General features: G+C 59.1%; 15 protein-coding genes and 1 pseudogene. 2 read left to right on the forward strand and 14 right to left on the reverse strand.

All coding sequences use genetic code 11. The annotated features are described in order from the left end of the window. Positions 1 to 5: 5 nt before the first annotated feature. Positions 6 to 341: an ABC transporter ATP-binding protein gene (locus NKI59_RS21955; RefSeq protein WP_352706765.1), complete on the reverse strand. Its 336-nt coding sequence runs from the start codon at positions 339 to 341 to the stop codon at positions 6 to 8. Positions 342 to 1,857: 1,516 nt separating this feature from the next. Between NKI59_RS21955 and NKI59_RS21960 the strand changes: the two genes are divergently transcribed. Continuing rightward, positions 1,858 to 3,150, forward strand: a complete 1,293-nt coding sequence (locus tag NKI59_RS21960) for an ATP-grasp domain-containing protein (RefSeq protein WP_352706767.1) — start codon at positions 1,858 to 1,860, stop codon at positions 3,148 to 3,150. A gap of 600 nt (positions 3,151 to 3,750) precedes the next feature. On the opposite strand, the gene NKI59_RS21965 is transcribed toward NKI59_RS21960, so the two are convergent. The 6 genes and pseudogenes from NKI59_RS21965 to NKI59_RS21990 form a co-directional block, all read right to left on the reverse strand. Further along, entirely contained in the window at positions 3,751 to 3,933 is a 183-nt protein-coding gene (locus tag NKI59_RS21965; RefSeq protein ID WP_352706770.1) for a hypothetical protein, read from the reverse strand. 30 nt (positions 3,934 to 3,963) lie between these two features. Then, on the reverse strand, positions 3,964 to 4,242 hold the full coding sequence (locus tag NKI59_RS21970) for a LysR family transcriptional regulator (RefSeq protein WP_352706772.1): 279 nt from the start codon (positions 4,240 to 4,242) through the stop codon (positions 3,964 to 3,966). A 411-nt stretch (positions 4,243 to 4,653) separates the two neighbouring features. Further along, positions 4,654 to 5,006, reverse strand: a pseudogene (locus NKI59_RS21975) (IS66 family transposase); the annotation flags it as partial. Positions 5,007 to 5,108: 102 nt separating this feature from the next. Further along, the gene (locus NKI59_RS21980) at positions 5,109 to 6,104 is read right to left on the reverse strand and encodes an isopenicillin N synthase family dioxygenase (RefSeq protein ID WP_352706774.1); all 996 of its coding nucleotides are present in this window, start codon (positions 6,102 to 6,104) and stop codon (positions 5,109 to 5,111) included. Between the two features lie 184 nt (positions 6,105 to 6,288). After that, positions 6,289 to 6,996: a class I SAM-dependent DNA methyltransferase gene (locus tag NKI59_RS21985; protein ID WP_352706777.1), complete on the reverse strand. Its 708-nt coding sequence runs from the start codon at positions 6,994 to 6,996 to the stop codon at positions 6,289 to 6,291. Between the two features lie 66 nt (positions 6,997 to 7,062). Then, positions 7,063 to 7,503, reverse strand: coding sequence for a hypothetical protein (locus NKI59_RS21990; protein ID WP_352706779.1), 441 nt, complete (start codon positions 7,501 to 7,503; stop codon positions 7,063 to 7,065). 673 nt (positions 7,504 to 8,176) lie between these two features. Between NKI59_RS21990 and NKI59_RS21995 the strand changes: the two genes are divergently transcribed. Then, the gene (locus tag NKI59_RS21995) at positions 8,177 to 9,409 is read left to right on the forward strand and encodes an ATP-grasp domain-containing protein (protein WP_352706782.1); all 1,233 of its coding nucleotides are present in this window, start codon (positions 8,177 to 8,179) and stop codon (positions 9,407 to 9,409) included. A gap of 222 nt (positions 9,410 to 9,631) precedes the next feature. Here NKI59_RS21995 and istB read toward each other — a convergent pair whose 3' ends face one another. The 7 genes from istB to NKI59_RS22030 form a co-directional block, all read right to left on the reverse strand. Next, on the reverse strand, positions 9,632 to 10,432 hold the full coding sequence (gene istB / locus NKI59_RS22000; RefSeq protein WP_352706784.1) for an IS21-like element ISSme2 family helper ATPase IstB: 801 nt from the start codon (positions 10,430 to 10,432) through the stop codon (positions 9,632 to 9,634). Further along, positions 10,432 to 11,721 carry an IS21 family transposase gene (gene istA / locus NKI59_RS22005; protein WP_352618700.1) on the reverse strand — a complete coding sequence of 430 codons (1,290 nt, stop codon included), beginning with the start codon at positions 11,719 to 11,721 and terminating at the stop codon, positions 10,432 to 10,434. The genes istB and istA overlap by 1 nt, the downstream gene beginning before the upstream one ends. A 136-nt stretch (positions 11,722 to 11,857) precedes the next feature. Then, a complete protein-coding gene (locus NKI59_RS22010) occupies positions 11,858 to 12,886 on the reverse strand; it encodes an ABC transporter ATP-binding protein (protein WP_352706786.1) in 1,029 nt (342 codons plus the stop codon). Further along, complete coding sequence (locus tag NKI59_RS22015) at positions 12,879 to 13,886, reverse strand: ABC transporter ATP-binding protein (RefSeq protein WP_352706788.1); 1,008 nt, start codon at positions 13,884 to 13,886, stop codon at positions 12,879 to 12,881. Before NKI59_RS22015 ends, NKI59_RS22010 begins: the two co-directional genes overlap by 8 nt. After that, positions 13,883 to 14,530, reverse strand: coding sequence for an ABC transporter permease (locus tag NKI59_RS22020; RefSeq protein WP_352706790.1), 648 nt, complete (start codon positions 14,528 to 14,530; stop codon positions 13,883 to 13,885). The genes NKI59_RS22015 and NKI59_RS22020 overlap by 4 nt, the downstream gene beginning before the upstream one ends. A 281-nt stretch (positions 14,531 to 14,811) precedes the next feature. Beyond that, positions 14,812 to 15,813 carry an ABC transporter permease gene (locus NKI59_RS22025; protein WP_352706793.1) on the reverse strand — a complete coding sequence of 334 codons (1,002 nt, stop codon included), beginning with the start codon at positions 15,811 to 15,813 and terminating at the stop codon, positions 14,812 to 14,814. Between the two features lies 1 nt (position 15,814). Then, the gene (locus NKI59_RS22030) at positions 15,815 to 17,482 is read right to left on the reverse strand and encodes an ABC transporter substrate-binding protein (RefSeq protein ID WP_352706795.1); all 1,668 of its coding nucleotides are present in this window, start codon (positions 17,480 to 17,482) and stop codon (positions 15,815 to 15,817) included. Between the last annotated feature and the right edge of the window lie 53 nt (positions 17,483 to 17,535).

Below are 17,535 nucleotides of genomic sequence, written 5' to 3' on the forward strand. Positions count from 1 at the left end.
TCCTTCTATGCGCTCGCGCTTACGGCAGGAGCTTCGGCGTTCAATAGGAAAAGGCGTTTGAATGCTGTGGTCCGGATCGTCTCCGCTTGCTGGAGGTCCGGGGAACACGCGGCTACTGATGTCCTGTGCGTGCCGACAGTGCGTGGAAACTCGCAGCCGGATGGCCGCCTCATCAGGCTCGGCCCTTCGCCCCTGATCTCGATGCGATTGAGAACGGCATCCGGGTCAGGCTCCGGATGGGCCGAAAGCAGCGCTTCGGTGGAGGGGTGACGCGGGTGATCAGCGTTCAGTCGAGCGCACCTCGAACAAGTGGCATAGATAGACGCCATTCGGTCGGTCATGCGGCGCACCACATTGAGATTGTGCGTGATGACGAGGGTCGCGATCCCGAGTTCGTCCTGCAGACGCCTCAAAAGGGTTTAGCCCCCTCCACCGAGAGTTCCGCCCGCGGCCGATTTGCTCGTATAGACTTTCAGTGATTTTCCAAGATCCTATGGCTGCACTCAATCCGGTACGGACAATCGATAGCCAGATAATAGATGTCCGCAGACTTAGCCGTTTCATCCTGATATTAGCCACGATCGATTTCTCCCTTACTGTCCGAACTCCCCCTTAGAAGCGAGATGCTCTTATGTTTTTCGACTATAATGACCGTTTGCGCGCCCAGAAGTCGAAATAATCTCAAGCGCGGGCTTACCTATTTTCGAAGCAATGGAAAAAGGCGTTGCGCCCGTGCACGGCAAGGGCTCGTCCGCCACTCGACCCGGGACGTTCAGGTCAGGTTGAAATCGATTGTCGTGCGGCGCGACAATGAAGCTGCGAGCGTTGCGTCGATCAGGATTGTCGCGCCACATTGTCGCAAGCGCACGGCATCCCTCGATTGTTCGCAGGGTTGAGCTGCCACTGAGTTGTTATCCAGCGGCGGCCAGGGCGTCGTCGTTCCCGTCGCGCCTCAGGGCGCGGGCTCACTCTCGCTACCACCACTTTAGATTGGCCTGCAGCCGTCGCGTGGTTTTGTGGTCGGTCCGTTGTGCGCGCTAGGCCCCTAGTCTAAGTCTAGTTTCCGTCCATAAACGCCGGTATTTCGGGCATTTATAATGATTTGGATCCGACCTGAAGCGCCTTTGACGGGCATGAACAGGTCAGGAATAGTTGATGATCGACAAAATGCTGTGCTTGGCAACGATCGGACGCACGCCATTGCCGGCGGCTCGCCGGCGGGACGGCTGCGATGCCGAGCTGGTATCAGGTCGGCCTGAGGCGGGTGAAGAGGACGAGGTTGTTGGCGACGACCGAGGACCAGACGTAGGTTTTAAAGTGATCAAGGCCGCGCCAAGTGCAGCCCGCCAGGCCGTAAGCGCGTTTGAGGCGGACCGCCTTGACGCGGTTGATGAGCCCGCGTCCGCTCGCCGACCAGGGTCTCGCGCTCGCCGGGCGTCCTTCGTTCCGATGGGCAGGATTGCCGCCATGATGCAATTGGGTCTTCGCTGCTCTGCCAGCCGAGAACGCGCATAAAAGCTCGATGTCGAGGCGATTGGTCTCTGACGCGCCGGTGCTCGCGGGACCGAAATGTCGGCGGTGTGGATGGCTTTGGCCTGGATGCCGCGCGCGTGCAGCGCGCCAGCCAGGCGTCCCTTGAGGATTGAAAATCGCCGGAATTGAGCCAGCGGCTTCGTGAGCACCGCTAGGGAATCAAGGAGGCAACACAACCTTCAACTAAATTCACGGATCTTTGCAACCAAAGATCGGCGACGATGATACGTTCACCGCAAGGTCTAAGGTCAGGCACGGATAAGAAGCTCATGCCTGTTTACGCTCGGACCGCCGCACAGCACGCAAGGTTAGAGTCAAAAGCATATGGCAAGAAAGGCACTCATCCTGCTTGAAGGTCATGGAGTTAATGGTCCGCTCTACGTCCAAGCGGCTCAGCATCTTGGCCTTCATCCAATTACCCTGTCGGCTAATCCGGCTCAGTACGAATATCTTTCGGCGGAAAGCATTGAGGCTGTTCGTGTTGACACAGACAACCTCGATGCGCTGATCCGCGAATGTTCCCGGCTGCGTGTTAGGTATGACATTGCTGGCATTACTGGTTTTGCGGGCGACGACGAGTCGGTCTCTGCGACTGTTGGGAAGCTCTGCGGGCAGTTCGATCTACCGGGACCGAACCCTAAATCGACTGAACGGTGCTGCGATAAATTCGTTCAACGTCAGCTCCTCGCGGACGCCGGCGTTCCAGTACCTGCTTATCGCTTGGCAGCGAATGCGGCGGAGGTGGGAAGCTATGCTGCGGAGATCGGCTTGCCTGTAATTCTGAAGCCTGCGGTAGGTAGCGGAAGCATCGGCGTCCGATTGTGCCGCAATATCGATGAATTATCTGCACATACCAACTTTCTGTTGGGCGGGAAGCACATATGGCGGTCCTCGCCGAGGATAGTGGTCGAAGAATTCGTACAAGGCCCATACTACTGCGCTAGCATAATGGGAAATGAGGTCATTGCGATTGCCGCCGCTGAGTTTGGCCTCCCACCGCATTTCGTCTTTCGTGAATACATCTTTCCGGCCTCGCTGAATGATAACGAGCATAAATGTATCGTCGATGTTTCTCTGAGCTGTTTGCGAGCTCTCGACCTTGGCTGGGGGCCAACGAACATTGAATTCCGGTGGACGAAGCGAGGCCCGGTCGTCATTGAAGTCAATCCGCGTATGGCGGGTGGGGATCCTAGACTGATTCAGCTGTGTTACGGTGTAGATCTCATCACCGAGCATCTTAAGCTTGTCATTGGCGAGGAATGGGATTTGCGCAAAAGGCATTCGCAGACTGTGATCTCGCGGTCCTTACTTCCTGATCGCGATGGCATCCTGGACTGGATCGAGGGCAGCACCCGGGCGGCTGCCGTACCAGGTGTCGTCGAGGTCAAATTTACTGTTCACCCCAAGACGCCGATCGTCAGGAAAGGCGATTACCGAGACCGCATCGGCTATGTCACCGCCACTTCACCCAGCCGTGCTCGGACCGAGGCGATACTTGAGCGAGCCGTCGGCTTGATCAATTGGTCGATAACACCGTTTGCGACCTTTGGTAGCGAGGGGCAATCTGCGGCTCATCACCTCCCTATGCCGCCGGAGATCGCGCCAGGTGCGAGGTGATTGCCCCGGTGTAGTCGTCGCCGCAGGCGCTTGGCGGGCAGAAGGTGGGCCGCGATCAGATCATGGAGCGGCTCAGGGCCGATGCTCGGCCCCGACCTGGTCGGCCAATGTCGAGACACTTAGATCGATGCCTCGTGTCGGCAAACCGGGCGCGTCACGTGCAAGGGGGGGCCCGCGACAGTATTATCCTCTCGCATTGTCAAAATGAGAACTACTCACCCCGGTCTGAATGACCGTCGGCCGCTGCGGGATCAGCTCCAGTGTCTCGGTGACATCCTCGCCCAGCTCCAACAACATTGGAGAGCCCCAGCATGGGCGGCTCTCGGGGGCGGCAATCACGATCCGCTCACGCCGCAGGTGGTCAGGGATGGGTCGAGCGACGCCCACCTGCGCTCGAAGGTGCGCACCTTCTGGTTGGGGCCGCCGCTCTCCGGCCACCAGTTCGTCCTCGCTCGCCGCCCTCTCCAATTCCTCCAGCTGGAGTTCCAGTTGGTCGATCAGCCGCGCCTCGGGTTCCTCGGCTGCTATAGAGCTCGCGGCGGAGCTTTTCTATTTCCGCTGAGGTGGGCCACCAGGGCGGCGGAGCGCCGCCTAGCTTAGCTAGGCCGCAATGCGCGCAGCATGTTCCGCCAGGATCATCGCGTGGAAGGCGGAAAGCCCGGAAGGCAGCGACGTGACGCTCAGCATCGGCAACAGGCGCTCGTCGTCGGCCGGATTATCGACGTCGATAGCTACCTTGAGGACCAACGTTCTCACTAGCCGGTACCAGTCCACGCGCGGCATGTGCGGCATCAACACAGGGACGCGAACGCATCACTTGAGGCATCGTGACTTTCCGGGAACATCGCGTTTAATGGCCCTGACGACATCGGATGCCTTGGAAAGGCTGCTTGCCAGCACGCTGTAGATGTCGTTGCCAGGGCTGGTAAGCATCACGCCGGTTCCTCGCGTTACAAACAGCGCAACACCAAGGTCGTCCTCTATAGCTTTGATCTGCTGACTGATTTCTGCCGGTGTCACGCCCAGCTCGGAAGCCGCAAGCTTGAATGAGAGATGGCGTGCCAAGGCCTCGAATGCCGTGAGGGCAGTCAAGGACGGGAGATCGTAATAACAAGGAACCATTGAAGAATCCAATCAGATCGGGAGTCGCGAACCGAAAAACAGGGTATCCGCTCGGCCTCTGGCCCATAACGGCCCGCCGCCATTTTGATCAATCACCAACCTCCTTAACGGGGACCGTCCGCCCTGACCCGAGCAAGTTGCGTGCCGTTTAGTTGCACCAGTTCCCCATACCGATGGCCCACGCCCTGGCGACCTTTTCGTCGGGTTTCCGACGTTCTTGTCCAGCTCCCGACACAAGGTTTGTGGATAGACATGCACGGGACCGTCACATTGAGATGAGATCCAGCCAGCGTGTGAGGAGTGTGAAGAGGCCACCGTTTCCGTACCGATGTGGTCAGCGTTGGGGGCAGCCACGACACGGTTCCCCATAACGGAAGTTCGGGTGTGGGCTTTGCCACTCGCTAGGATCGGCACGGTAATGCGGTCATCATGCAGACGCTTGGCAGCAAGCACATGCGCCTCGATCAGCGCGTGCACCGGCTTCAGCACCGGGGCATTGGCGCCTACCTGGTCCGCCACTTTGGAGAGGCTTAGATCGATGCCACATGCGGTGACAAGCGCTCCGCCGGTCCAACGGCTAATGCTGGGGAACTTCTCAAAAAGGATCATCGCCAACAGGTTCGGCCCGGCCAAGCCCCGCGACGCTGGACGGGTGCTGGCGGCTGCGTGATCATCTCGCATTCTCGACAGGTGAACTTCTCGCGCTCGGTCTGGATCACTTTCCACTGGTTGGGGGATGACCTTCATTTCTCGGTCACGTCCTCACGAAGCTGCGCCCGTCTGGCCCTTAAGGTGCGGCGGGCAGTGTCACTTGAATAATTGCCTGTCTGCTCTCATCACGCTTTGGCCAAGTGGGCATAACTTGCTGCGAAACGCGCGAATTTGTGCTCGCCGCACATCACGGGGTTGTATCGAAGCGGGTTGCTGTCCGTGATACATGAGGGCAATGGTTCGATGACCGCGTTGAAATCAGCGTCGATAAAGAAAGGGATTGAGTATCGCTCGCGCCCCGAGGTATTCACCACGCGGTGCATGTTCGCCAGGTAGACATCATTGGTGAGCCGCTGAATCAGGTCGCCAATGTTAATTACGAATGTGCCGTGGATCGGCGTGCCCTCTACCCAGTTGCCATCTCGGTTCATGACCTGAAGACCACCCACGTCGTCCTGCGCCAGGATGGTCAGATTGCCGTAGTCCGTATGGGCACCAATCCCGATGACGTCTTCGCTGATATAGCCACTCTGCGGCGGATAATGAAGCAAGCGCTGAATGCTTATCGGGTTGCGCATGAGGTTCTCGAAATAGGTTTCCGACTGGTCCAGACTGAGCGCGATGCCCTTCAAGAGTATTTTCGCGAGATCCACCATTTTATTATGGTATCCGTACGTCAATTTCTGGAACTCGGGCAAACTTGAGGGCCATTGGTTGGGGCCAAGAAACGGACCTTCCAGCGTCGAACGTTCAGGTCCGATGTCAAAGCACTCCTTCAGGTCTTTCGTCTTGCCCGGATCGGTGTTCTCCCCGAACGGCTCGATGTATCCGCGGAGCGCCACATCGGATTTGCTAACATGCAATGCCATCTTCTGCGAGATGGGCAGATCAAAGAACCGGCGGCTCACATCGAACACCGAATCCAGAAAATCCGGCCGAATACCATGGTTCTTCACATACATGAACCCGGTGTTCGACAACGCCCAACGTATCTCCTTAGCCACGCTCTGCTTATTGCTGCCATCGAGAAGTGGCGCGATGTCAACCACCGGCAGCTTGTCAAAGCTTTCGCGTTTCGCGCGCAGCTTGTCGTCCAGCTTTGCTACGAGATCTTTGCGCATTGGTCACCTTTGTTTGACGATTGAGCAGGAACAACGAATTTGGTGTTTTTTGACTGGCAGTAAAGAATTGTCGAGAAGGATGGTACCTTCGCGATGCGTTCTTTCGCGCCTCGAATAGGCTGCAAGTCGTAGAAGAGCCCGACGTCCTGGCAGGACAAGCCCTCGCGCTCTTCGTGTCGCATCGTCATGGCCGCTCCTCCGTTGGTGCGTTGGCCTTCTCGGGCACCTGGAAAACCCAGTAATGCGCGTCCTCCTCGGCCACGTATCTGCTGTCTTTTAGACACTGTGCCAGCACAAGGACGCCCGCATCCTGCAGACGCCGCACCTCGTCTTCAAAGGATGTGGTCTCCGCATAGCTCTTGCGGGTGCTTGCGATGATGAATCCGTTCGGGCGCGTGACGCGGGCCAGTTCGCGTAGCCCATCCGGTCGCACATGCCCGAGCGTGAAGACGCCACAGCAGACCGTGATGTCATAGCTCGCGCTGGGATAGTCGGAGAGTGGCCCGTTGAGATCGACATTGCCTTGTACGTGGCGGTAGACGCGGGTTTGCCGAGCCTGTTCGGCCATCTCCTCGGAAAGATCGAACCCGTCGATCCACCGGAAGCCGAGGCGTTCCAGTTCCACGCCGACGAGGCCCGTTCCGCAACCGGCGTCCAGGATTGCGATGGCAGTTCGCTGCCTGGCCAAATAGGCTGTCTGCACGGCGCCCGCCAGTTCCGCCACGATCATCGGCCCGCAGTACCCGTCGCGGCCGACATCCAACTCGTAAGAACTGGCCCATCCGCGATAGAAGTGGGCCAAGCGACCGGCGTCGCCATCGAGAGTGTGGGAATCCTTGATGCGCTCTCGTGCGGCTTGCTCCAGTGCCGTCCGTTGATCCAGGGTATTCATGCCAATTCCTCCGTATAGGGGCAGGTTCGATGCAGTAGAGTCCTCATCGGCGGCAATGGCCGCGGCTCACCCATGAGCTGTTGTCGTATATTGCTGAGCATGGCTGTCCCAGGCGCTTGCAGCGAAATGCACGCAAACTGCTGCCGCCGGACGGGGGATCTCAAACCTATTCCGGGAATCAATGGGGATGTATCGCCTTGAACGGTCCGGCATTCCGGCCAAGGCGCCCTGTTCGCCTTTCAACTTGTCGAAGACATCGCGTGGCAGTGGCAAGCAGGTGACGACAAATGCCGCAATCGCGGGCCGCGTCGCGGTGCGTCTTGTCACCGGGGGGTGCCTTTCGAGCAAGTCGTTCGCGGCCGCGGAATTGGGTTCTTGTTTGCCAAGACAGCCGTCGTCCAGGAGCTTGGCGAACGGACGGCCTATCGCTCCCGGTATCCATGAATCCGATTCATTGTGGAAACGAGTGGCGCGCACGGCGTCTTCTCCAGCCTCTACAGCAGACATAGGGCTTCCTTTCACAACCATTCGGTGCGGCTTACAGCGAGGTTCAAGCATCGCAATTCATATTCATTTGTATTATAGCAGGAAAAATGCAGATTTTATTTCGAAAACATATTTTATAATATGAAACTCCATTGAGTTTTATTTACTTCTTTGTGTCATAATCGAAAAATTCGTCAACATAATAGGGTGATCTTTAGAGGGGGTTTCCTGAGGGTGTGCCGAAATCCTGTTCGACAGCCGGTGAGAGTCGAGATCGGCCGCGGCTCATCCGACACTACCTGCTGGGTGGTACCTGCCTCAAGTTTGCCCGGCTCGCGCATGATCCGCTCTTCCGGTGTGGCACCGCTAAGGCAGGGCCAGCGGCGCCGAGCGGGCATGATCAAGGGGATGGGCGCTTGGCGCTGGCGCCGAGATGACGCAAATACCAGCGCCACGACGACTTCGATGAAGTTAGCCGAATTATGGCGCTCGGCGCCGTCCAGACGCTCCGTGCCACACCGCCGGCAAACCAAGCGTTGCAACAGGTCCTTCAAGTAATTTTACAGAATCTTTGCGACCGCAGGCCGCTGGCGTTGATACGTTCAGTACGAATCTGAGGTTCCGGCACCGCTAAAAAGATGATGCCTTCTCACGCTCAGATCGCGGCACAGCACGCATCGGAGGGTCAACCCCAATGGTAAGTAGAGCGCTCATCCTGGTTGAAGGCCATAGAAGGTGTACTGGTCTGCTCTACGTCCAAGCGGCCAAGCGTCTGGGTCTTCATCCAATTACCCTGTCGGCCGATCCGTCTCAGTACGACTACATTGCGGCGGAAAGGGTTGAGGCAATCCGGGTCGATACAGACAATCTCGAGGCGCTGATCCGGGAATGTTCTCAGCTGCGTGCGAGCTATGAGATCGCTGGTATTGCGAGCACCGAAGAGAATGTCTATGCGGCAGTCGGCAAGCTCTGCCGGCATTTCGATCTACCGGGACCGAACCCCGCATCGATTGAACGATGCTGCGACAAATTCACTCAACGTCAGCTCCTTGCGGACGCCGGCGTTCCCGTACCTGCTTATCACTTGGCCGCGAATGAAATGGATGTACAAAACTCTGCGGCAGACGTCGGCCTGCCGGTAGTTCTTAAGCCAGCCCTAGGCAGCGGCGGCAGCAGGGGTGTCCGATTGTGCCGCGACGTTGATGAGTTAGCCGAACATACAGCTTATCTGCTGGGCGGGAAGCACACATGGCATTCTTCACCGAAGATACTGGTCGAAGAATTCGCACAAGGCCCATATTACGGCGCTGAGATAATGGGCAATGAGGTCATCGGGATTGTCGCCGCTGAGTTCGGCCCCCCGCCGCATTTCGTCTTTCGTGAATACACCTTTCCGGCCCCGCTGACTGATGACGAGCATGAGCGTATCACCGATGTTTCGCTGAGCTGTTTGCGAGCTCTCGGTCTTGGCTGGGGGCCAACGAACATTGAACTCCGATGGACGAAACGTGGCCCAGTCGTCATCGAGGTCAATCCGCGTCTTCCTGGCACGCCGGATCCCCAAATGATTCAGTTAGCGTACGGTGTCGATCTCATCACCGAGCACATTCAGCTTGCCATCGGCGAGGAATGGGATTTGTGCAGAAGGCATTCGCAGACTGCAGCCGCGCGGATCTTCGTTCCTGATTGCGATGGCATCCTCGAATCGATCGCTGGCGACACTCGGGCCGCTGCGATAGCAGGTGTAGCCGAGGTCCAATTCTATGTTGAACCCAAGACGCCGGTCGTCAGGAAAGGCGACTCCCGAGATTGGATCGGACATGTCATCGCCGCTTCATCCGATCCTGCTCGGACCAAGGCGATTCTTCAGCGTGCCGTCGACTTAATCGAATGCTCGATCACAACAGTTCCGACCCTTGACGAATAGGAACAATGTCCGGTTCTTGCCAGTTTGTGCTGCAAAGAGCTGTATTGCGGCGTATGGGAGGCTCGGTGGACTCCGGATCAACAGCCGAGCGATTTCGCTCGGCTCGTTGGATGAGGGAACCCCCTCACCCGTCGTCCAATCGACTTCGGTGAAATCCCGCCGGACTTGGTGTCAAACGAATCCAGGAATTGACCCCTTTGGCGAACTGAAGAACTGACCCCTTCATTGGTTTGCTGTTTCGTTTGTTTCGGGCACCGAGCCGACCTTCTGCAGAAGGCCGGACCGTCGCTTTTCGCGCAGCCTGTAGCTGTCCCCCCTGATGGTGATCACAGTTGAATGGTGAAGCAGGCGATCCAAGATTGCCGTGGCCACCACGGGATCTCCAAAAACGCTCCCCCATTCACCCACCGAACGGTTGGAGGTAATCAGGATCGATCCCTTCTCGTAGCGGCGCGACACCAGTTGGAAGAAGAGGTGGGCGGCATTGGCCTCGAAGGGAAGATATCCGAGCTCGTCGATGATCAGCAATTTCGGCCGTGACAGGATCGTCAACTGCTTGTCGAGCGAGCCGTCGCTGTGGGCCTTGGCCAACATCGCCACCAACGTGGCTGCCGTGACGAACTGCACGTTGTAATTCTGGCGGATTGCCTCGCGGCCAAGGCTCACTGCAAGATGGGTCTTGCCCGTGCCCGGAGGGCCAAGGAACAGGACTGTGTCGCCGTGGGCGATCCAGCGGCAGGTCGCAAGCCCCCTGATCTGTCCCTGATCCAGCGATGGCTGCGCGTCGAAGTCGAAGCCGTCGAGTTCGCGCACGAACGGGAACTGCGCCAGTTTGCTCGACATCAATATCCGCCGCTCGTCACGCCGCGCGATCTCGCGCGACACAAGGAAAGCCAAAGCCTCGCGCAAGGTCATCTTCGAGCGTGCAGCCTCATCCAGCAGCGTGTCGAGTTGATCGCGGATTGCCGTCAGCTTCAACCGGTCGAGTGTCGCGACCAGCATGTCGTGATCCACGGTCGTCATCACCAGCCTCCCCCGACAACCGCCTCGTATTCGGCCAGCGGCCGCAGCAAGGCGCAAGGAGCAATCTCTATAGGGGCTGCTGCGCGCACTGGTCCCTCGGCGCCAGCCACGCCGACAAAATGCGCCCGGTCCACGATCCGTTGTCGGCGGCCTTGGCATTGGGAATGATCAGCCACCACCCGGCCCGCATGACGGATGATGACGCGACCGGCCAGAACCACTACCTGAACGCTCTCTCCGATCAGGCGCCAGGGCACTGAGTAGCTGTTCGTATCGAGGTCGATCGCGCAGTCCGCCTGAACCTTGCGCACCAGATCACGTAGTTGTCCGAACGGCGCCCGGCCTGCAAGCGGCCGAAGCGCACCGGCCTCAGCGGCAAAACGTTCCGCAGGCGCGACGCCGGTCGTGCCATGCTCACGCTGGTCGGCAATCTCGCGCGTCCACCGATCCAGATGCGCCTCGAACGCCGCCCAGCTCTCGAAACGGCGGCCGGCGATCGCGTTCTTCTTGACGTAGGCGACCCCACGCTCGTCCTTGCCCTTCGTGCGGGCCCGATATGGCGCGCAAGCTCGTGGCGTAAAGCCCCAGTAGCGGGCAAAGGCATGCAGTCGGGCATTGAACCTCACCTCGCGCGTCACCGCGTCATGGTGCTCGACCAGAGCCTTCGCATTATCCAGCAGAACCTCCGCTGGAACCCCGCTGAAGCGCAGGAAGGCTCCTTCCATCCCATCAAACCAGTCCGCCTGGCGCTCCCGTAAAGAGGGGCGGATATGCACCCGTCGCGAATAGCCCAGCGTCCCCACGAACAGGTGAACGCGCAACCGCTCCCCGCCGATCCACACGCGCGTATCGCCAAAGTCGATCTGCATCTGATGACCTGGCGCCGTCTCAAAGCGAACCGTCGCGCGCTTCTGCGCCTTCAATTCCCGCCGCCAGCGCTTCACTCTCAGCTCCACCGAGCGAAGCCCGATCACGATACCATGTTCGCTCGCCAATTCCTGGCGAATGACATCCGCGTTTCCATCATGACGAAAGAAACGCTCTCTAAGCCAATCGTCCAGACCGTCGAATGCAGTTCGACGAGCAGGCTGGCGATACGCCACGACACCACCTTCACGCAGATAGCGGCGAACCGTATTGCGCGCGCAACCGAACTCTTGCGCAATGCGCTTCGCACCCCAGCCGACCTCATGCAGCCGAACCATCGCTGAAACTTCTTCCCCCGACCGCATCTCCTCAACCCGCATTGTTGTCGACAAGGCGAGCTTCGATGGAAATTCTTCTTGCATCCACTGATCCTCTCAAAAATGAGGGGTCAGTTCTTCGTTTCGTTAGGGGGTCAGTTTCTCACTTCGCCTGACACTTGGCCAATGCCGGCGCAACATCGCTCCTAGCTTCTGGCTCGAGAGAATGGTCACTCTCCGGTCACGCCAGGTCTCCGGACGACGGGCAGATTGCCCCAAGCCAGCACGCGGACATGTGCTGCGGCCCCACGTCGATGGCCAGCGGCTCCTCTTCCCGACAACGATCGAAGGCCAGTGGGCAACGCGGATGGAACCGACAGCCCTTCGGCACGCGCGCGGCACTTGGAACCTCACCTTGCAGGGTCGGCAGCTCGGCGCGACCTGCATCGCCGCCAATCTGCGGGGTGGCGTTACGCAAGGCGACGGTATACGGATGGCGGGGGCTGAATGTGACCTCGTCGGCACTGCCGATCTCGACTAATTTTCCTAGATACAAGACTGCAATCCGGTCGGCGATCAACCAGGCAAGCGGCAAGTCGTGGGTGATGAATAGCAGCGCCATATTGTGCTTGTGGCGCAAGTCAACTAGGACTTGAAGAATCTGTGCTCGTATCGAGACATCGAGCATCGAGACAGGTTCGTCAGCGACGATGAGCTCCGGCTTCACGGCAAGTGCTCCGGCAATCACCACCCGCTGGCGTTGCCCTCCAGACAATTCATGGGGGAACCGGGAGAAGAAATCACCCGGGGGATTGAGCCCGGCGGATGCAAGCGCTTCGCTCACACGGTCGGTGAGCTGTGTCCGGTTATCGACCAGCCGAAGCGACCGCAGCGGCTCCGCCACGATATCGAACACGGTATGTCGCGGATTGAGCGCCTGATAGGCGTCCTGGAAAATCATTTGCACGCGATGGCGGTAAGGACGCAGCGCCGAGGCGCCATGAACCGACGTCATGTCGCGGCCTTCGAACAGCAACTTGCCGCCTGTTGGCTGGGCAAGTTTGGTGATGACGCGGCCCACGGTCGTCTTGCCACTTCCCGATTCCCCGACCAGGGCGACGATCTCACCGCGTCGGACGTTGAGGTCGATCCCGTCCACCGCGCGTACGGCGCCGGCAGGTCGGCCCAGGACACGGTCGAACAGCCCGCCCTGGATAGGAAAATGGACCTGCAGGCTCTCGAGACGCAGGATATCGGCGGTGTCAGGCATGAGCTGCGACCTTGTCTTCCTGCGAGGACCGGTGAAGATGACAGGCAACGCGTCCCCGCCCCAATTTATCGAGGCTAGGGACTTTGGTCGTGCAAATCCCCAGGGCCGACGGGCAACGTGGATGGAACGCGCAGCCTAAGGGCCGATTCACCAGGTTGGGAGGATCGCCCGGTATTGGCCGGATCATCTTTTTGCCGCTCTCTGGGTTCGGGATCGAGTCGATCAGCAGTCTAGTGTAGGGGTGCTTAGGTCTGGCGAAGATCTCGGCGACAGTGCCATCCTCAACGATCCGGCCCGCGTACATGATCATGACGCGATCACAACACTCAGCCACGACAGAAAGGTCGTGGGTGATCAAAATGAGGGCAAGGCCAAGCCTCGATCGCAACTCACCCAGCAGCTTCAGGATCTGAGCCTGTGTTATGACGTCCAGCGCCGTGGTGGGCTCATCGCCGATGACGATCGAGGGGCGACATGCGAGCGCCATGGCAATCATCACCCTCTGACGCATACCACCCGACAACTCGTGCGGATAGGCGGCGCCGCGATCCGCCGGAATGCCGACGAGCTCGAGCAGCTCCTTTCCCCGAGCGGTCGCCTCACCGCGCGACATGCCGAGCTTCAGCATGCACGGCTCAGCGATCTGCTTGATGATGCGGTGAACGGGGTTGAGCGCATTCATTGCGCCCTGGAAGACTACGGACGTTTCGCTCCAGCGATGTGGCCGCATCGCGGCATCATCGTCGATCGGCAGTCGGCTACCGCGATAACGCACCTCGCCCTCGCTGACCCTTGCGTTGGGTGACAGCAGACCCGCGATCGCCATGGCAGTCGTGGTCTTGCCACTGCCCGATTCTCCGACGAGACCGACGGCCTCTCCGGCTCGAAGGGCGAAGCTTACGTGGTCGAGGGCTCGCGAAGAAACGCCCTTTAGCCCATAGTCAACAGAGAGATCTTTGACGTCCAAAAGCGGCGGCTTTTCATGGGAGGAGTCTGTCATGGAATAACCCTTCGCCGTGGATTGAACGTGTCGTCGAGGGCATTGCCGATCAGGACGAAGCTCAGGGAAACCGTGAGGACGCACACTCCGGGGGCACCAAGATACCACCAGGCTCCGGCACTGGCCGCGCCGGCGCGCTGAGCCTGTGAAAGCAAAGTGCCCCATGAAGGCTGCAGCGGGTCGCCAAGCCCGAGGAACGAGAGCGACGTCTCGACATAAATCGCGCCAGCGACGACCAGAGCCCCGTTGGCCGCGATTTGCGGCACGAGATTGGGGAGGATGTGCCTTGCCATGATGCTCAGATTGCTGCTGCCCCCAACGCGCGCACGATCAATGAATGTTCGCTCCTTAAGCGACAGTGTCTGGCTGCGTACAACACGGGCGACGAACGACCAGCTTGTCATGCCGATAACGACAATGATCACGAAAAGAGAAGGACGAAAGCCCAGGATATCTCCGCCGCGCCCCATCACTTCGAGAACCACGGGTGTGATGACCAGCGCCAGCACGAAGGACGGCATGACGAAAAAGAAGTCCGTCAAGCGCATCAGCCAGACGTCAACGTTTCCACCATAGTAGCCAGCCGTCATACCGATCGTAGTCCCGACCACCAGGCTGATCACAGTCGCCAGCAGCGCAATCATAAGCGAGATCCGGGCACCATGGGCGACAAGATTGAGCACGTCGCGCCCCACTTCGTCCGTCCCCAGCAGATGTAGGCTTGACGGCGGAGCGAGGAAGTCACCAGTTGCGGTGGCTACCGTCTCAAGTGGGCCCACGAGGAAATGGGGTACCGCCGCCTGCACAAGGAAGAACACGAGACACAATAGGCCGAGCTGAGCCCCACGATAGCCAAGAAATTTACGCAGGAACTCCTTGATCGCTCGCCCTCGGCTAAGCGGGGAATACCGAACTGTACTCCCACTCATCGCCGGACTCTCGGATCAAGCATGCCGTAAGCCAGATCTGCTACGAGGTTCGCGACAACGATCGATGCACCGAGCAACAGAAAAATTCCTTGAAGGACTGGGTAGTCTCGCGCGTTGAGCGCCTCGACGGTGAGGCCGCCGATCCCCGGCCAGGCGAAAACAGCTTCGACCGTAATGGCACCTGCCACTACATAGCCAAGGTTAAGGCTAATCAAGGTCACAACCGGCAGCATTGCATTTCGAAATGCATGCCGCATCAGCATCTGTCCGCCGGTCAGCCCCTTGGCGCGCGCGGTCACCATGTAGTCCTCGGTAACAACGTCGCTCATCGCGGCACGAGCGACCACGACGTATTGGCCGATTAGTCCAAGGGCCATTGCCGTGACCGGAAGCACGAGATGCAGCAGGTAATCGAGAAACCAATCAAGGGAACCGCTGATAGTGCCAGGTGAATATCGACCATAGCCCGGAAGCCAGCCCAATGCCGTACTGAAGATCACCACCAGGAGCATGCCGAGCCAGAAAGACGGCGTAGAATAGAGCGCCAAAGAGGCTCCCGTGACGATATGGTCGACGGCTCCTCCCCGGCGCCAACCAGCATATATGCCGAGCATAACCCCGCACAGGATGGCGATGAATTGGGCTAGACCGACCAGGGCGATGGTGGCCGGCAAGCGCTCCAAAATCAGGTCAGAGACATGCCTGCCCCTGAACTTGAAGCTGTAGCCGAAATCGCCACGCAGAGTAGCCGACAAGTAGTCGACCACCTGGTCCGGAAAAAGCGGCTGATTGAGGCCCCAGTTCTGACGCTGCGCCTCGATCTGCTCAGCGGTCACGCTGGTACGCGCCCCGGCAAGCAGAAGCGCGGCAGGGTCGCCTGGAATAACCCTGAACAGGATGAAGTTCAGGGTCGCCACCATCAGAAGCGTCATGGCCGCCCGAAAGAGGATGCGCCCGATGTGCTGGCTCGTCCGGCCTCCCGGCTTATTAGAAACCATCTTAGACGGGCCTCAGGCGATCGAACGGAAAGAACCCCACCATCGACATCATGCCCTGTGCCCCCCAGCCCTCGAAGCAATCCTTGCGACGAGCTTCGAGCAGGGTGGGGTAGCATAGCATGATGTAGGGCGCCTCGGTGTAAATCAGCCGCACAGCCTGATCGACCAGCTCTTGGCTTTTCTTGACGTCGACGGTGACCTCGACCTCTGACAGGAGCTTGTCGAATTTCTCATTTGCCCAGAACGATCTGTTATTGGTCCCGATGGCCTTGCCGCTGCCGAGGATGAGCAGGTCGTGAGGGAAGGGAGATAGCCAGTTGTTGTCAATGAGCAGATCCCAGCCTCCGCCGCCATTCTCCGGAGCTGCCCAACGGGCACCTAACGCACCGCCGTCGAGCCGGGTCACCGATACCGGGATGCCAATTTGTCCGAGCCAGTCAGCGATCAGCTCCACGGCCGCGATCGGCAGCTCGATGTTGGCCGAAGGCCCGGTTATCAGCTCAAGCTGGAAGCTCTTACCCTCCTTATCCTCCCGGACGCCGTCGCCGTTCGCGTCCTGATAGCCGGCAGCATCGAGCCGGCGACCCGCCTCGGCGAGATCAAAGTGGCGCCTGATATCACTTAGGTCCGAGTAGTAATCGGTCGCCGCCGGCATGACCAGTCCAACGCCGGGGTCGCCGTGCCCGCGCAGGGCGCGATCGACGATGGCCTTCTGGTCGATCGCGTGACCGATCGCATCGCGAAACAACGGATCCTGCAGCGCCTTGGTGCTGCCTGCCCCCTTCCCGGAGAGAGTGTTGAAGGCCAAAAAGTCCCGCTGCTCGATGCGCGATTCACCGACCACGATGTCGGGATCCTTCGAGAGGTCGGCCCACTGGGCAGCTGTCAGGTAGAAGCCATAATTAAGGCTACCACTCTTTAGACCCTGCGCGATAAGATCGGCCGAGTTGAAGAAGTGGAAGACCATGCCGGCCGTCTTCGGCTGCCCCGCCCGGAAATACTTGTTCGGCGTGAAACGGGCGAATTGACCCTGCTGGAATTCTTCTACGATCATAGGCCCCGTGCCCACGAGCGGCGGGTCGTTGCGGAAGGTGCTCCGCGCATCGGCGTAGCTGATGTTTTTCCAGATGTGCTCGGGGACAATCATGATCCAGTTGTCTATTGGCCAGCGGGTGGGGACCTTGGTCACGATTTGCAAAGTCTCGTCATCAATCGCTGTGATCGACTCAACATTTTGCAAGCCGTCAGTGTTGTTCCAGCCGATGTTCAACTCGTCGGGCTTGCCGATGGAACCACGCAGGTAATTATAGGTGAATGCGGCATCCCGGGCAGTAGCAGGCTGGCCATCCGACCACTTCATGTCTGGCCACATCTTGAAGGTCCATGTGACGTTGTCGTCCGCAACGGACCACGCCTTGGCAAATCCCTGCCGATCAGCGTGGCGCTGGGCGTCCACGGCGACCAGGAAATCATAGGAGAACGCCGTCGGCCAGAACGAGCCCCAGGTCGCAAAGGGGTTCAGCGTATCGGGTGAAGCGGTCGCGGCAATGCGCACGATGTGATCACCACACGACCCAGCAAAGGCCCTTGATGTCAGGACCCAAGGCGCCGCCGATCCCATAAGCATCCCCTTCATGACGGCACGACGATTAAACGACAACTCGTCCATTCTTTCCTCCCTGAATGACAACTTGTTTTTTAGGCTGCCTATCGTGGCCTCTC

Origin of the sequence: Mesorhizobium sp. M0598 (genome assembly GCF_040320865.1) — a bacterium.
Lineage (GTDB): Bacteria > Pseudomonadota > Alphaproteobacteria > Rhizobiales > Rhizobiaceae > Mesorhizobium.

Excerpts from the sequence above, each read along its gene's own strand:
- istA (WP_352618700.1), bottom strand. The coding sequence starts at position 11,721 with ATGCAAGAAGAATTTCCATCGAAGCTCGCCTTGTCGACAACAATGCGG.
- NKI59_RS21965 (WP_352706770.1), bottom strand. The coding sequence starts at position 3,933 with ATGCCGCGCGTGGACTGGTACCGGCTAGTGAGAACGTTGGTCCTCAAG.
- NKI59_RS22030 (WP_352706795.1), bottom strand. The coding sequence starts at position 17,482 with ATGGACGAGTTGTCGTTTAATCGTCGTGCCGTCATGAAGGGGATGCTT.
- NKI59_RS22020 (WP_352706790.1), bottom strand. The coding sequence starts at position 14,530 with ATGATTGCGCTGCTGGCGACTGTGATCAGCCTGGTGGTCGGGACTACG.
- NKI59_RS21960 (WP_352706767.1), top strand. The coding sequence starts at position 1,858 with ATGGCAAGAAAGGCACTCATCCTGCTTGAAGGTCATGGAGTTAATGGT.
- istB (WP_352706784.1), bottom strand. The coding sequence starts at position 10,432 with ATGACGACCGTGGATCACGACATGCTGGTCGCGACACTCGACCGGTTG.
- NKI59_RS21990 (WP_352706779.1), bottom strand. The coding sequence starts at position 7,503 with ATGTCTGCTGTAGAGGCTGGAGAAGACGCCGTGCGCGCCACTCGTTTC.
- NKI59_RS21955 (WP_352706765.1), bottom strand. The coding sequence starts at position 341 with ATGACCGACCGAATGGCGTCTATCTATGCCACTTGTTCGAGGTGCGCT.
- NKI59_RS21995 (WP_352706782.1), top strand. The coding sequence starts at position 8,177 with ATGGTAAGTAGAGCGCTCATCCTGGTTGAAGGCCATAGAAGGTGTACT.
- NKI59_RS22010 (WP_352706786.1), bottom strand. The coding sequence starts at position 12,886 with ATGCCTGACACCGCCGATATCCTGCGTCTCGAGAGCCTGCAGGTCCAT.
- NKI59_RS22015 (WP_352706788.1), bottom strand. The coding sequence starts at position 13,886 with ATGACAGACTCCTCCCATGAAAAGCCGCCGCTTTTGGACGTCAAAGAT.
- NKI59_RS22025 (WP_352706793.1), bottom strand. The coding sequence starts at position 15,813 with ATGGTTTCTAATAAGCCGGGAGGCCGGACGAGCCAGCACATCGGGCGC.
- NKI59_RS21985 (WP_352706777.1), bottom strand. The coding sequence starts at position 6,996 with ATGAATACCCTGGATCAACGGACGGCACTGGAGCAAGCCGCACGAGAG.
- NKI59_RS21980 (WP_352706774.1), bottom strand. The coding sequence starts at position 6,104 with ATGCGCAAAGATCTCGTAGCAAAGCTGGACGACAAGCTGCGCGCGAAA.